This window comes from Saccharothrix sp. S26, from assembly GCF_021390395.1.
In the GTDB taxonomy this organism is placed as follows: Bacteria; Actinomycetota; Actinomycetes; order Mycobacteriales; family Pseudonocardiaceae; genus Actinosynnema.
Genome location: NZ_JAJUWT010000015.1, coordinates 25,961 through 39,961, shown reverse-complemented (window position 1 = coordinate 39,961; position 14,001 = coordinate 25,961). Strand labels below are relative to the sequence as shown.

Annotated in this window: 16 protein-coding genes; 8 read left to right on the top strand and 8 right to left on the bottom strand. The window is 72.1% G+C overall.

The genetic code is table 11. From position 1 onward, the window contains the following. Position 1: 1 nt before the first annotated feature. Complete coding sequence (locus LZG04_RS24355; RefSeq protein ID WP_233820492.1) at positions 2-937, top strand: F0F1 ATP synthase subunit gamma; 936 nt, start codon at positions 2-4, stop codon at positions 935-937. After that, a complete protein-coding gene (gene atpD, locus LZG04_RS24350) occupies positions 930-2,366 on the top strand; it encodes a F0F1 ATP synthase subunit beta (protein ID WP_233820490.1) in 1,437 nt (478 codons plus the stop codon). The genes LZG04_RS24355 and atpD overlap by 8 nt, the downstream gene beginning before the upstream one ends. Positions 2,367-2,421: 55 nt before the next feature. Here atpD and LZG04_RS24345 read toward each other — a convergent pair whose 3' ends face one another. Next, positions 2,422-3,174, bottom strand: a complete 753-nt coding sequence (locus LZG04_RS24345) for an IclR family transcriptional regulator (RefSeq protein WP_233820487.1) — start codon at positions 3,172-3,174, stop codon at positions 2,422-2,424. Positions 3,175-3,491: 317 nt separating this feature from the next. On the opposite strand from LZG04_RS24345, the gene LZG04_RS24340 reads away from it, so the two are divergent. Next, entirely contained in the window at positions 3,492-3,857 is a 366-nt protein-coding gene (locus tag LZG04_RS24340) for a F0F1 ATP synthase subunit epsilon (RefSeq protein WP_233820486.1), read from the top strand. 22 nt (positions 3,858-3,879) lie between these two features. After that, entirely contained in the window at positions 3,880-4,311 is a 432-nt protein-coding gene (locus LZG04_RS24335) for a DUF2550 domain-containing protein (protein WP_233820485.1), read from the top strand. Positions 4,312-4,471: 160 nt separating this feature from the next. Here the strand turns inward: LZG04_RS24335 and LZG04_RS24330 are convergent, their stop codons facing one another. Further along, positions 4,472-5,350, bottom strand: a complete 879-nt coding sequence (locus LZG04_RS24330) for an NAD(P)-dependent oxidoreductase (RefSeq protein ID WP_233820484.1) — start codon at positions 5,348-5,350, stop codon at positions 4,472-4,474. A 90-nt stretch (positions 5,351-5,440) separates the two neighbouring features. Here LZG04_RS24330 and LZG04_RS24325 point away from each other — a divergent pair, with 90 nt between their 5' ends. Next, positions 5,441-5,791: a helix-turn-helix domain-containing protein gene (locus LZG04_RS24325; protein WP_233820483.1), complete on the top strand. Its 351-nt coding sequence runs from the start codon at positions 5,441-5,443 to the stop codon at positions 5,789-5,791. On the opposite strand, the gene LZG04_RS42665 is transcribed toward LZG04_RS24325, so the two are convergent. The 3 genes from LZG04_RS42665 to LZG04_RS24310 all read right to left on the bottom strand — a co-directional run bounded on the left by LZG04_RS42665 (position 5,779) and on the right by LZG04_RS24310 (position 7,796). Further along, positions 5,779-6,462 carry a winged helix-turn-helix transcriptional regulator gene (locus tag LZG04_RS42665; protein ID WP_233820482.1) on the bottom strand — a complete coding sequence of 228 codons (684 nt, stop codon included), beginning with the start codon at positions 6,460-6,462 and terminating at the stop codon, positions 5,779-5,781. The two genes, LZG04_RS24325 and LZG04_RS42665, sit on opposite strands and share 13 nt — an antisense overlap. A gap of 4 nt (positions 6,463-6,466) precedes the next feature. Further along, positions 6,467-7,150, bottom strand: coding sequence for an alpha/beta fold hydrolase (locus LZG04_RS24315; RefSeq protein WP_233820481.1), 684 nt, complete (start codon positions 7,148-7,150; stop codon positions 6,467-6,469). A 73-nt stretch (positions 7,151-7,223) separates the two neighbouring features. Then, on the bottom strand, positions 7,224-7,796 hold the full coding sequence (locus tag LZG04_RS24310) for a cob(I)yrinic acid a,c-diamide adenosyltransferase (RefSeq protein ID WP_233820479.1): 573 nt from the start codon (positions 7,794-7,796) through the stop codon (positions 7,224-7,226). 94 nt (positions 7,797-7,890) lie between these two features. Here LZG04_RS24310 and murA point away from each other — a divergent pair, with 94 nt between their 5' ends. After that, positions 7,891-9,147 carry a UDP-N-acetylglucosamine 1-carboxyvinyltransferase gene (gene murA / locus LZG04_RS24305; RefSeq protein ID WP_233820478.1) on the top strand — a complete coding sequence of 419 codons (1,257 nt, stop codon included), beginning with the start codon at positions 7,891-7,893 and terminating at the stop codon, positions 9,145-9,147. Positions 9,148-9,154: 7 nt separating this feature from the next. Here murA and LZG04_RS24300 read toward each other — a convergent pair whose 3' ends face one another. Further along, positions 9,155-9,457, bottom strand: coding sequence for a hypothetical protein (locus tag LZG04_RS24300; RefSeq protein WP_233820477.1), 303 nt, complete (start codon positions 9,455-9,457; stop codon positions 9,155-9,157). Positions 9,458-9,585: 128 nt separating this feature from the next. Here LZG04_RS24300 and LZG04_RS24295 point away from each other — a divergent pair, with 128 nt between their 5' ends. Continuing rightward, positions 9,586-11,577: a protein meaA gene (locus LZG04_RS24295; protein ID WP_233820476.1), complete on the top strand. Its 1,992-nt coding sequence runs from the start codon at positions 9,586-9,588 to the stop codon at positions 11,575-11,577. Here LZG04_RS24295 and LZG04_RS24290 read toward each other — a convergent pair. Then, positions 11,574-12,095, bottom strand: coding sequence for a cysteine hydrolase family protein (locus tag LZG04_RS24290; RefSeq protein WP_233820475.1), 522 nt, complete (start codon positions 12,093-12,095; stop codon positions 11,574-11,576). The genes LZG04_RS24295 and LZG04_RS24290 overlap by 4 nt on opposite strands. A 72-nt stretch (positions 12,096-12,167) precedes the next feature. On the opposite strand from LZG04_RS24290, the gene LZG04_RS24285 reads away from it, so the two are divergent. Next, entirely contained in the window at positions 12,168-13,112 is a 945-nt protein-coding gene (locus LZG04_RS24285) for a GlxA family transcriptional regulator (RefSeq protein ID WP_233820474.1), read from the top strand. 6 nt (positions 13,113-13,118) lie between these two features. On the opposite strand, the gene LZG04_RS24280 is transcribed toward LZG04_RS24285, so the two are convergent. Further along, the gene (locus LZG04_RS24280) at positions 13,119-13,949 is read right to left on the bottom strand and encodes a hypothetical protein (protein WP_233820472.1); all 831 of its coding nucleotides are present in this window, start codon (positions 13,947-13,949) and stop codon (positions 13,119-13,121) included. Positions 13,950-14,001: the final 52 nt, after the last annotated feature.

Sequence of the window (14,001 nt, the reverse complement as noted above, 5' to 3'; positions counted from 1 at the left end):
CATGGCAGCACAGATCCGAGAGCTGCGCCAGCGGATCCGCTCGGTCAACTCGACCAAGAAGATCACCAAGGCGTACGAGCTCATCGCCACGTCGCGCCTGGCCAAGGCGCAGACGAGGGTCGCGGCGTCGAAGCCCTACGCGGAGGAGATCACCAACGTGCTCTCCTCGCTGGCGACGGCGTCGGCGAACCTCGACCACCCGCTGCTGACCGAGCGCAAGAACCCCCGCCGCGCCGCCGTCCTGGTCGTGACCAGCGACAAGGGCATGTGCGGTGGGTACAACGCCAACGTGCTGCGTGCCGCGGAGGAGCTGTTCTCCCTGCTGCGGTCCGAGGGCAAGGAGCCCGTGCTCTACGTCATCGGTCGCAAGGGCGTCGGCTACTACAAGTTCCGCCGCCGCCCGATCGCGGGCGAGTGGACCGGCTTCTCGCAGCTGCCGCACTACGTCAACGCGGTCGAGGCCGGTGACGCGCTGGTCAAGGCGTTCGTCGCGGGCAGCGACGACGAGGGCGACCAGCCCGGCCCGGACGGCGTGCTCGGCGTGGACGAGCTGCACGTGGTCTACACCGAGTTCAAGTCGATGCTGAGCCAGACGCCGGTCGCCAAGCGGATCGCGCCGATGGTCGTCGACTTCGACCCGGAGCCGCAGAAGCTCCAGTCGGTGTACTCGTTCGAGCCGAGTGCGGAGACGCTGCTGGGCGCGTTGCTGCCCAAGTACGTCAAGACCCGGCTCTTCTCGGCACTGCTGGACGCGGCGGCCTCGGAGTCGGCGGCGCGCCGGACCGCGATGAAGGCGGCGACGGACAACGCCACCGAGCTGGTCCGCAACCTCAGCCGCCAGGCGAACGCGGCCCGCCAGGCCCAGATCACCCAGGAGATCAGCGAGATCGTCGGTGGCGCCTCCGCGCTTACCGGTGGCGCAGGAAGTGATGAGTGACATGACCGCAACCGTTACCGCCACCCGCACCGGCCGTGTGGTCCGGGTGATCGGTGCCGTCGTCGACGTGGAGTTCCCGCGCGACGCGGTGCCGGAGCTGTTCAACGCCCTGAACGTGGAGATCACCTACGAGGCGGTCGCCAAGACGCTGACCCTGGAGGTCGCCCAGCACCTGGGTGACAACCTGGTCCGCACCATCTCGATGCAGCCGACCGACGGCCTGGTCCGCGGCGCGGCCGTGACCGACACCGGCCGGGCGATCAGCGTGCCCGTCGGCGACGTCGTCAAGGGCCACGTGTTCAACGCGCTGGGCGACTGCCTCGACCAGCCGGGCCTCGGCCGCGACGGCGAGCAGTGGGGCATCCACCGCAAGGCGCCGTCGTTCGACCAGCTCGAGGGCAAGACCGAGATCCTGGAAACGGGCATCAAGGTCATCGACCTGCTGACCCCGTACGTCAAGGGCGGCAAGATCGGCCTGTTCGGCGGCGCGGGCGTGGGCAAGACGGTGCTCATCCAGGAGATGATCACCCGTATCGCCCGCGAGTTCTCCGGCACGTCGGTGTTCGCCGGCGTCGGCGAGCGCACCCGTGAGGGCACCGACCTCCTCCTGGAGATGGAGGAGATGGGCGTGCTCGGCGACACCGCCCTGGTGTTCGGCCAGATGGACGAGCCGCCCGGCACGCGCATGCGCGTCGCGCTGTCCGCGCTGACGATGGCGGAGTACTTCCGCGACGTGCAGAACCAGGACGTGCTGCTGTTCATCGACAACATCTTCCGGTTCACCCAGGCGGGCTCGGAGGTGTCGACCCTGCTGGGCCGCATGCCGTCCGCCGTGGGTTACCAGCCGACGCTGGCGGACGAGATGGGTGAGCTCCAGGAGCGCATCACCTCGACGCGCGGCAAGTCGATCACCTCGCTGCAGGCCATCTACGTGCCCGCGGACGACTACACCGACCCCGCGCCGGCCACCACGTTCGCCCACCTGGACGCGACGACGGAGCTTTCCCGTCCGATCTCCCAGAAGGGCATCTACCCGGCGGTGGACCCGCTGTCCTCGTCCTCCCGGATCCTCGAGCCGTCGATCGTCGGCGAGGAGCACTACCGGGTGGCGCAGGAGGTCAAGCGGATCCTGCAGAAGTACAAGGAGCTGCAGGACATCATCGCCATCCTCGGCATGGACGAGCTGTCCGAGGAGGACAAGGTCCTCGTCGGTCGCGCCCGTCGCCTGGAGCGCTTCCTCGGCCAGAACTTCATCGTGGCCGAGAAGTTCACCGGTCAGCCGGGCTCCTTCGTGCCGATCAAGGACACGATCGAGGCGTTCGACCGCGTCTGCAAGGGCGAGTTCGACCACTACCCGGAGCAGGCGTTCTTCTCCTGCGGCGGGTTGGACGACGTCGAGGCCAACGCCAAGAAGCTCGCCGGCAAGTAAGTCCGGGCTTCGTCACGAAGGGCCGTTCCCCGCTGGGGGACGGCCCTTCGGGCGTTCACGGGGCCCCGGACGCCCAGCCCAGGGCGCGGGAGATGGCCAGGCCGCACGTGCGCACGGCGGGCACCACGGTGTCGGTGCGGGTGCCCGTGGGCACGACGACGGACACGGCGGCCACCACGTCGCCGTCCGGGCCGCGCACGGGCGCGGCGACCGAGTAGGTGATCAGCTCGATCTGGCGGTCGCTGATCGCGTAACCGTCGCGGCGCACGCGGGCCAGCGACTCGCGCAGCTCCTGCGGCGACGCGATCGTCCTGGCCGTGTACCGCTTGAGCGGCGCGGCCAGCACGGCGTCCTGCACGGCGACCGGCGCGGCGGCCAGCAGCACCAGGCCGACGCCCGTGCAGTGCAACGGCATCCGGCTGCCGACCCGCGTCACCACGTTCACCGCGTCACGCGCCGAGATGCGCTCGACGTACACGACCTCCGTGCCGTCGCGCACGGCCAACTGCACGTTGTGCCGCGTGACCTCGTAGAGGTCCTCCAGGAAGGGCAGGGCGCGGTCGCGCAGGTCCAGGCTGCCGGGCGACAGCGCGCCCAGCTCCAGCAGCCGCAGGCCCACGCGGTAGCGGCCGTTCGGGGCGCGGTCGAGGGCGCGCAGCTCGACCAGGGACGTCACCAGCCGGTGCGTGGTGCTCAGCGGCAGGCCGGAGTGGCGGCTCAGCTCGGACAGCGTGACCGCGGGCCGGTCCACGGTGAAGACGGACAGCAGCGAGAACGCGCGCTCCAGCAGCGACTTCGGTGTCGGCACCGGCCCAGTCTTCCACTCACCGGAAACCTGACCGCCCGGCGGGCGGTGACCCCCACCACCGCTCGCGCGGGCGAACGGGTGCACCCGATGGGCTGGTCGGCTCGCTGTTCCGACCCCGGCGCGTGGCCTCGGTCGAGGGTGGGCCGCTGCTGTGCGCACGGTGCTCATCGCGGGCCTCGTGCCCGTGTTCGGCGTGGTGGGGCGGCATCGGAGCGGCGGGTGGCGGGTCGTGAGGGTGGCTGGGGGTGGCTGGTGCGGCGGGGTGTTCCGGTCACCGTTTAGACTGCGGTGGACTCACTCGACTCAGGGAGATGCGCGTGGCCGAGATGACCGTCCAGTTGGTCGCCGTGGAACGCCGCCTGTGGTCCGGCACGGCCACCTCGGTGGTCGCGCAGACGCTCGAAGGCGAGATCGGCATCCTGCCCGGCCACGAGCCGGTGCTCGGGCAGCTGGTCGAGGGCGGGGTGGTCCGGATCCGGACCACGGACAACGACCTCGTCACGGCGGCCGTGCACGGTGGGTTCCTCTCCGTGACCGGTGAGGGCGTGAGCATCCTCGCCGAGGACGCGGAGCTCTCCCACGAGATCGACGTCGAACAGGCCCGCGCGGACGCGCAGAACGCCGACGACGTGCAGCGGGCACGGGCCATCGCGCGGCTTCGCGCCGCCGGACACTCGGCCTGACGCGGACGAGCGGACGAACGCCGTGGGGATCGCCGAGCTGGTGGGGGTGGTCCTGTTCGGCGCGGTGGTCGTCCTCGCGTACTTCGCGTGGCGCCGCGTCCGGCTGTTGCGCGCGGGCGGTGTGCACGTCGCGCTGAGATCGCGGATCGAGGACTCCGGCCGGGGCTGGCACCTGGGTGTCGGGCACTACCGGGGTGACGAGTTCACCTGGTTCCGCGTGCTGAGCCTGCGCAGCGGCCCGGACATGGTGATCTCCCGCGAGGGTTTCGAGATCGACGACCGCCGCGAGCCCACCGCGCCGGAGGCGTACGCCATGCCCACGGGCGCGGTGGTGCTCCGCTGCCGCGGCAGCAAGGGCGAGGTCGAGATCGCGATGGGCCCGGACGCGCTGACAGGATTCCTCTCCTGGTTGGAGTCAGCGCCTCCGGGCCGATCCATTCCCTGGGCCTCCTAGGCCGGTCACGGCCTGCCGCACGGCGGTGGTCGCGCTGATCGCCTCGTTGTCGCGGGGCGGTCGTCGCCTCGCGACCGAGTAGACCCAAGGACGATCAGCCGCGGTGGCCCGCCGATCACCCGGGCACTCGATCGGCCCAGGCACGTCACTCGAACAGAGGTCAGGCCGGGTTCTTGATGCTCTCGTAGATCCGGGCGAAGCCCTCCTTGCCGTGCCCGGCGTCGACCTGCCGCCGGATCAGGCCCTGCACCACGCCGACCACCTCGGTGGAGATGCCCTGCGCGGCGCTCGCGGCGACCAGGTCGCCCAGGTCGGAGAACTCCAGGCTCTGCTGACCGGGCACGGTGTAGTCGCCGCCGTCGATCACGGCCGCGTACCCGGCCAGCGCGCCGGTCATCGCCGACAGCCAGGGCGCGGCCCGCTTCGCGAACTCCGTCGCCGACACGCCCGCGCCCGCGACCATCGCCGCGCCGTGCGCGAACCCCGCGAACATCACGTACATGCCCGCGAGCAGGGCCAGGTCGTACAGCGAGGCCAGGCCCGCGTCCTCGCCGAAGTACGCGCTCTCGCCCCAGAGGTCCAGCAGCGGGCGGTACCGCTCGAACGCGGCCCGCGAGCCGCTGTAGAGGATGGACGAGCCGGGCTGCCCGATCATCTGCGGCACGGCCATGATGCCGCCGTCGAGGTGCACCGCGCCGTGCGCCGCGGCCCAGTCGGCGATCTCCCGCGACTGCTCGGGAGTGGTCGTGGTGACGTTGACCAGCGTGCGGCCGGCGAGCAGGTCGGCGACCGGGTCGAGCACCTCGTGCACGGACGCGGCGTCGAGCAGGCAGGCGATCACCACCTCCGACGCGGTCACGGCGTCGCGGGCGGTGGTGGCGGCCGTCGCGCCCAGCTCGACCAGGGTGTCGGCGCGGCCGGGCGTGCGGTTCCAGACCGTGGTGGGGTGCCCGGCCCGCACCAGGGCTTCGGCGAGGGCGGCACCCATGGCGCCGAGCCCGAGGACGGTGACCTTCGTGTTCGTCTTCGCGTGTGTCATGGATTGATCATCACCCGAACGGTACGGTCGTACCAGTACGGACTATTTTGTGCAGTACCCACCTTTCGGTAAGCACCCCTGGGAGGGGCGATGGCGGCTCGACGTGGTCCCTACTTCTGCGGCATCGACGCGGCGATGGACGTGGTGTCCGGGAAGTGGAAGGTGCTGATCCTGTGGGAGCTGGCCGACCACGGCGTGCGGCGGTTCGCCCAGCTGCGCCGCGGCCTGCCGGGCGTGAGCGAGAAGATGCTGGTACAGCAACTGCGCGAGCTGGAGGAGGACGGCCTCGTGCACCGCGAGGTGTTCGCGGAGGTCCCGCCGCGGGTGGAGTACGCGTTGACCGACGAGGGGCGCTCGCTCAACGAGGCGCTGGCCCCGCTGGGCGCGTGGGGCACCGAGCGGATCCGCCGCATCGGCGCGGAGAAGGTCTACGCGTCCTGAGCGGGCATTCGTTCGGCGGGGGTCGGCCGGCGGAACAGCGTGCCCAGCAGGCGCAGGGCGTCCCGGTCGCCGGACGCGGTCGCCTCGCCGGACGCGATCTTGTCCGCCAGGCCCGACCGGCCGTCGGCCAGCTCGGCGAACACGTTCTCGCTCGTCTCGACCACCACGTCGGGGCGCGGGTCGGGACCGTGGCCCGCGTCCACCGAGCCGTCGTCCACGCGCACGTGGAACACCTCGTCGCCGACCCGGAACTCGTAGACCGCGCGCACGCCCGCCGCGGCGCCGGCGTCGAAGAACGCCTCCATCGCCAGCACCGCCCAGCCCGGGTGGAACGCCTCGCCGTCCCGCCGCCCGCCCATGGCCCACTTGGCGCCCCAGCGGGCCAGGGCGAGCACGGCGGGCCCGAGCTCCCGGCCCGCCTCGGTGAGGGCGTAGGCGGGGGTGCGGGCGGGCGGTGGGAGCGTGACCTTGTGCGCGAGGCCCTCCTGTTCGAGGTGCTTCAACCGGGCGGCGAGCAGGCCGGTGCCCAGGCCGCGCAGGCTCTTCTGGAGGTCGCCGAACCGCTTGGGCCCGGTGAGCAGCTCGCGGACGAGCAGGAGGGTCCAGCGTTCGCCGACGAGGTCGAGCGTGCGCGCGGTGGCGCAGTACTGGTTGTACGTCCGCTGGTCCACCCGCTCATCCTAGGGTCGGGGCCTCCTCCGACCCGACCGCGAGCAGCACGTCCGCCACGGCCCGGGGGTCGGTCAGGGGCACGTCGTGCGGCCCCTCGACGGGCAGGGTCCGGTAGCCGAGGTCGGCGGCGAACCGGGCGAACGGGAACGTCCCCGGCACGCAGTGGACGCCGGTTCCGGGCAGGCGGTCGACCGCGCCGGTGAGGCGGGTCGGCTCGGTGAACGTCCGCAGCGCGTGGGTGCGCAGCCGTCGTCGCAGCCACTCGGCGTCGTCGGGGTCGGTGACGCCGTACGACGCGGGTGGCGGCGGCGCGATCAGGCCGTCGGGGCCGGCGGCGGCCGCCATCGCCTCGCCGAACCAGCCCGGGGCCAGGTCGACCAGGCTCGCGCCGTCCGGGCCCGCCCAGCCGTCGACCAGCACGACGTGCGCCACCCGGTCGGGCCGCCGGTCGGCCGCCTGGCGCACGACCAGGCCCGCGTAGCTGTGCCCGACCAGCACCGCGCCGGGGTCGGTGACCGCGTCGAGCGCGGCCACCACCTCGTCCACGTGGTCGGCCAGGCCGACGTCCCGGTCGTGCGTCAGGTCGGGCGTGACGACGTGCGCGCCGGTGGCGGTGAGCAGCGGTGCGACCCGCTCCCAGGCCCAACCGCCGTGCCACGCGCCGTGCACGAGGACGTACGTGGTCATGGTCGACCTCCCCAGTGAGTGCTTCCTGATTTTGAAGTCTACGGTTCAAAAACAGGAAGTGCCACTGCGAGGGTCAGGCGTTGCCGCCCGGCTGCCAGAGCACGTCGCCGTCCGGGTTGGCGACCCTGGCCAGGATGAACAGCAGGTCGGACAGCCGGTTCAGGTACTTCGCGGTCAGCGCGTTGGTCTGCTCGGCCTCCACCTCGATCAACGCCCACGTCGACCGCTCGGCCCGCCGCGCGATCGTGCGCGCCTGGTGCAGCAGCGCCGCGCCCGGTGTGCCACCGTTGAGGATGAACGACTCCAGCTTGCCCAACCGGGAGTTGAACGCATCGCACCACGACTCCAGCCGGTCCACGTAGGCCTGGGTGACCCGCAGCGGCGGGTACTTGGGGTCGGGCGCGATCGGCGTGCACAGATCCGCGCCGACGTCGAACAGGTCGTTCTGGACCTTCCGGACCACCTCGGCGACGTCGGCCTCCAGCGCGCCGAGCGCCAGGGCGACGCCGAGCGCCGCGTTGGTCTCGTCCACGTCGGCGTACGCCGTGATGCGGGGCGAGGTCTTGGGCACCCGGGAGAAGTCGCCGAGGCCCGTGGTCCCGTCGTCGCCGACCCGGGTGTAGATCTTCGTCAGGTGCACGGCCATGCCGAGCACTGTAGACACCGGGCCGGGCCACCAGGGACGGGCACGATTCAGACCGTACGTAGGATTGCGGCACATCGAGCGAGGAGTTCCTTACGTGAGTGAGCACTTCCGGGTTCAGGGCGGTGCGCGGCTCGTCGGCGAGGTCGCCGTCGTAGGCGCGAAGAACAGCGTGCTCAAGCTGATGGCGGCGGCACTGCTGGCCGAGGGCACCACCACCATCACCAACTGCCCGGAGATCCTGGACGTGCCGCTGATGGCCGACGTCCTGCGCAGCCTGGGCTGCGAGGTGACGCTCGACGGCAGCGTCGTCACCATCACCACGCCGAAGGAGCTCAACCACCGCGCCGACTCCGAGGCGATGGGCAAGCTGCGCGCGTCGGTGTGCGTGCTCGGTCCCCTGGTGGGCCGGTGCAAGCGCGCGGTCGTCGCGCTGCCCGGCGGCGACGCGATCGGCAACCGGCCGTTGGACATGCACCAGAACGGCCTGCGCAAGCTCGGCGCGCACAGCGAGATCGAGCACGGCTGCGTGATCGCCGAGGCCGAGGGCCTGCACGGCGCGCAGATCTGGCTCGACTTCCCCAGCGTGGGCGCGACGGAGAACATCCTGATGGCGGCGGTGCTGGCCAACGGCACCACGGTCATCGACAACGCCGCCCGCGAGCCGGAGATCGTGGACATCTGCGTGATGCTCCAGCAGATGGGCGCGAAGATCGAGGGCGCGGGCACGTCCACGCTCACCGTGCACGGCGTGGAGTCGTTGCAGCCGACCGAGCACCGCGTGATCGGTGACCGCATCGTCGGCGCCACGTGGGCGTTCGCCGCCGCCATGACCCGCGGTGACATCACCGTGCGCGGCGTGGACCCCCACCACCTCGACCTGGTGCTGGAGAAGCTGCGGATGGCGGGCGCGGACGTGACCACGCTCGACGACGGCTTCCGCGTGGTGCAGACCGACCGGCCCCGGTCGGTGGACTTCGTGACGCTGCCCTACCCCGGCTTCGCCACCGACCTCCAGCCGTTCGCGATCGCGCTGTCGGCGGTGTCCGACGGCACGTCGATGATCACCGAGAACCTGTTCGAGGCGCGGTTCCGGTTCATCGAGGAGATGGTGCGGCTGGGCGCGGACGCGCGCACCGACGGCCACCACGCGGTGGTGCGCGGCGTGGACCGGCTGTCCAGCGCGCCGGTGTGGGCGTCGGACATCCGCGCGGGAGCGGGCCTGGTGCTGGCCGGGCTGTGCGCGGACGGCGTGACCGAGGTGTACGAGATCTTCCACATCGAGCGCGGCTACCCGGGCTTCGTGGAGAACCTGCGCAAGCTCGGCGCGACCGTGGAGCGGGTCAGCGCCTGACGGCCGGTCAGGAGCCGCGCAGCAGCAGCTTGGCGTCGGGCGCGTCGGCCGGGAACACCATCAGCCGGTGCAGGCCGCCGCGCCGCACGACCGTCACCTTGATCCTGGCCGCCCGCAAGCGCTTGGCGAGCACGTCGGCGGCTTCGGGCGTCGGCACCGCGGAGACTTCCGTGAGCAGGCCGAAGTCGTCGCCGGTGTAGTCGGGCACGGCCCGCCGGTCGATGCCGAACGCCCAGAACAGCACCAGGCCGAGCAGCCCGAAGACGATCACCATGAGCAGGAACGTGGTGAGCGCGGTCACGCCGCCCATCCTCCCGCAGTCACGATTCAGTGAGCAACGGCACCCACCCGCTGTGTTACCGGTCAGTACGCTACGGGGCACGTGAGGTCGCGAACGACCGCTGCCGAGCGGCGGCGCAGTTGAGCACAGGAGGTGCCGTGCCTTACCCGGCCGATCGAGAGCGCGACCGCCCGTGGGTGATGCGGACGTACGCGGGTCACTCCAGCGCCGCCGCCTCCAACGCGCTGTACCGCCGCAACCTGGCCAAGGGCCAGACGGGCCTGTCCGTGGCGTTCGACCTGCCCACGCAGACCGGGTACGACCCGGACGACGAGCTGGCCAGGGGCGAGGTCGGCAAGGTCGGCGTGCCGATCAGCCACATCGGTGACATGCGGCAGTTGTTCGACCAGATCCCCCTGGCCGAGGCGAACACGTCGATGACCATCAACGCGACGGCCATGTGGCTGCTCGCGCTGTACGTGAGCGTGGCCGAGGAGCAGGGCGCGGACCGCGCCACCCTCGCGGGCACCACGCAGAACGACATCATCAAGGAGTACCTGTCCCGCGGCACCTACGTGTTCCCGCCCGGGCCGAGCCTGCGGCTGATCACCGACGTGGTCGCGTGGACCGTGTCGAACGTGCCGAAGTGGAACCCGATCAACATCTGCTCCTACCACCTGCAGGAAGCGGGCGCGACGCCCGTGCAGGAGGTCGCCTACTCGCTGTCCACCGCGATCGCCGTGCTGGACTCCGTGTTCGACTCCGGGCAGGTGCCCGAGGAGCGGCGCGGCGAGGTGGTCGCCCGCATCTCGTTCTTCGTCAACGCCGGCGTGCGGTTCGTCGAGGAGATGTGCAAGATGCGGGCGTTCGTCCGGCTGTGGGACGAGATCACCCGCGACCGGTACGGCATCGCCGACCCCAAGCACCGCCGCTTCCGGTACGGCGTGCAGGTGAACTCGCTCGGGCTGACCGAGGCGCAGCCGGAGAACAACGTGCAGCGGATCGTGCTGGAGATGCTGGCCGTGACGCTGTCGCGGGACGCGCGGGCGCGGGCGATCCAGCTACCGGCGTGGAACGAGGCGCTCGGCCTGCCCCGGCCGTGGGACCAGCAGTGGGCGCTGCGGATGCAGCAGGTGCTGGCCTACGAGACGGACCTGTTGGAGTACGAGGACCTCTTCGCGGGCTCGCACGTAATCGAGGCCAAGGTGGACGAGATCGTCGAGGGCGCGGGGGCCGAGATCGACCGCGTGCAGGCGATGGGCGGCGCGGTCGCGGCGGTCGAGTCCGGGTACATGAAGTCGGCGCTGGTGTCGTCGCTGGCCGAACGCCGCCGGCGGGTCGAGTCCGGTGAGGACGTCGTGGTGGGCGTGAACAAGTTCGCCACCACGGAACCCTCGCCGTTGCAGGCCGAGGGCGCGAACGCGATCGAGCAGATCGACCCGGTCGTGGAGCGGCACGCGGTCGAGGCGATCCGGCAGTGGCGGTCCTCCCGGGACGACGCGCTGGTGAAGTCCACTCTGGACGACCTGCGGGCGGCGGCGAAGACGGACCGCAACCTGGTCGAGGCGACGATCGCGTGCGCTCGCGCGGGCGTGACGACCGGTGAGTGGTCGCAGGCGTTGCGCGAGACGTTCGGCGAGTACCGCGCGCCGACCGGGGTGTCGGCGGCGTCGGCGTCCGGCGAGGCGGGCACGCAGATCGGCCGGGTGCGCGAGCGCGTGCGGGCGACCGGCGAGGAGCTGGGGGAGCGGCTGCGGATCCTGGTCGGCAAGCCGGGGCTCGACGGCCACTCCAACGGTGCGGAGCAGGTCGCCGTGCGGGCCCGCGACGTCGGTTTCGAGGTCGTGTACCAGGGCATCCGGCTCACGCCCGCGCAGATCGTGGCCGCCGCCGTGCAGGAGGACGTGCACGTGGTGGGCCTCTCGATCCTGTCCGGCTCGCACCTGGAGGTCGTGCCCGCGGTGGTCGACGGCCTGCGCGCGGCCGGTGCCGGTGACGTGCCGGTCGTCGTCGGGGGGATCGTGCCGCCCGACGACGCCGACGAGCTGCGCGAACGGGGCGTGGCCCGGGTGTTCACGCCCAAGGACTACGAGCTGACCCAGATCATGGACGAGATCGTCACCGTGGTCCGGGAGGCGAACGGCCTCTAGACGACCTCGTCGGTCGACACGACCTCGGCGAACCCGCCGCCGCGCAGGTTGGTGGCGGTGGCCCGGGCGAGCTGGTCGGCGGTCAGGTCCTCCAGGTCGAACGTGAACGTGGCGTCGAGCACGACCCGGACGCGGTAGCCGAGGTTGCCGCCCAGGCGGGCGGTCGTCTCCACGCACATGTTGGTCTGGATGCCGGCCAGCACGATGTCGGTGATGCCGCGCGCCCGCAGCCACGCGTCCAGGTTCACCTCGCCGTGGAACGCGGAGTTGACGTCCTTGGCGAACACGAGGTCGGGCTCGGCGCGGTCCAGCTCGGGCTTGAACCGGTTGCCGTCCTGGCCGGGGCGCAGCGGCGAACCCGGCTTGGTCGAGTCGTGGCGGACGAGCACCAGCGGGCCGGTCCAGGAGTCGAGCAGGCGGGCGATGTTGGCCTCCGCGCCGGGGTTGTTGCGCGTGCCCCACGAAGGGTCGTCGAAGCCGCGTTGGACGTCGATCAGGATCAGGGCGGTGGTGGTCATGACGTCGAGCCTGCGCTGGTCCGCGGCCCGGCCGTGAGTGGCAGAACCGGCGCGTTGGGGTACTTTCCTGCCATGCGCACGGTCGGTGTCCTGGTGTTGCCGGGCAGTCGGATGTTCGACGTGTCGGTGGTCGGCGAGGTGTGGGGCGTGGACCGCGGTGACGCCGGCATCGGGCCGTTCGAGCTGCGGCTGTGCGCTCCGGGGCGTGCGGCGACGCCGGTCGAGCCGGTGGGCGTGATCCCGGCGACGCACGGGCTGTCCGGCCTGCGCGACTGCGACCTGGTGGTGGTGCCCGGTCGGGTCGACCCGCTCGCGCCCGTGCCGGAGGCCGCGGTGCGCGCGCTGCGGTCGTTCTCCGGCGTGGTGGCGGCGTTGTGCTCGGGTGCGTTCACGCTGGCGGCGGCGGGGATGCTGGACGGCCGTGAGGCGACCACGCACTGGCGGCTGCTCGACGCGCTGGAGACCGCCGCGCCCCGCGCCCGCGTGGTCCGCGACGTGCTGTTCACCGACGGCGAGGTGCCGACGTCGGCGGGCGTGGTCGGCGGGCTGGACCTGTGCCTGCACCTGGTGCGCCGGGCGCACGGCGCCGACGTGGCCGCCGCGCTGGCGCGCCGCCTGGTGATGCCGCCGATCCGGGAGGGCGGCCAGCGCCAGTACGTCGACGCGCCCCTGCCGCCCCGCCCGGACCGCGCCGGCATCGCTGCCACGGTGGACTGGGCCGTGACGCGCCTGGCGTCGGCGGTCGGCGTGGCCGACATGGCCGCGCACGCCGCGATGAGCGAGCGCACGTTCCACCGCGCGTTCCTGGCCGCCACCGGCGACACACCCGGCCGCTGGCTCCAGGCGCAACGGGTCCGGCTGGCCCAGCGCCTGCTGGAGACCACCGACCTGCCCGTGCACCGGGTGGCCGAACGCGCGGGACTGGGCACGCCCGCCAACCTCCGCCGCCGGCTGCGCGCCGAACTGGGTGTCACCCCCGACGCCTACCGCCGCACGTTCCGCGTGCCCGCCGCCTGACCCCGGTCAGCTCGACGTCACCGGGATGACGCTGTTGTCGTCGGCGAAGACCAGCAGCCGCGCGCCCAACGGCTCGGCCAGCGTCACCGGGTAGTACTGCGGCCGGTAAATGGCGTTGCGGGCGCAGTCGCCGACGGTCCCGATCGTCCGCACCCCGACCACCACGGCCGTCCCGGTCTCCGTCACCACCGCCTCCTTGGTGGACGGCTCGTCGCCCTCGCACGGCGTCTCGGGCGCGCCCAGCTCCACCTCCAGCCGCACCCCGTCCGAGGTCTTGGCGTGGTGGGACCCGGCGATCACCTCGCCCCGCTTCCAGAACGCGTCCGGCGTGACCGCGGGCCACGCGAACAGGCTGCCGAACGAGGACCGGAACAGCCAGGCGGGCAACTCCAGCGGACCGCGGTCGGTGGTGAACGCCGCCGCGCCCAGCTCGACGCCCACGATCTCCGTCGGCTCGCCCCCGCGCGCTCCCTCCGACATGGCGGCCAGCGCGTCGCGCACGCCGATCAGCGGGAACGTCGCCGGACCGTCGGGCAGCACCACCGGTGCGGGGCCGGGCGTCGGCGGCTCGACCCCGGTGAACCGGTAGCCGTTGCCGCCGGAGAGCTTGTCCTGCTCCGAGCCGGCCCACCGCACGGTCACCAGCTTCGGCGCGAACAGCACGATCGGGCGTGGCACGGCGGTCACCGGGAAGTCGGCGGGCGGTGGCGGGGGCACGGTCGACGTCGCGGTCTGCGTGGAGGTGCCGTGGTCGACCGGCAGGGTGGGCGGCGTCTTCGAGGCGCAGCCGACGAGCAGCAGCGCACCCACCGCCAGCGCTGACAGGCGCAGTCTCATACCCCCTGGACGGCAGTCCCCGGGCACGCGGTTGCACGGCCCGTTACCGTCG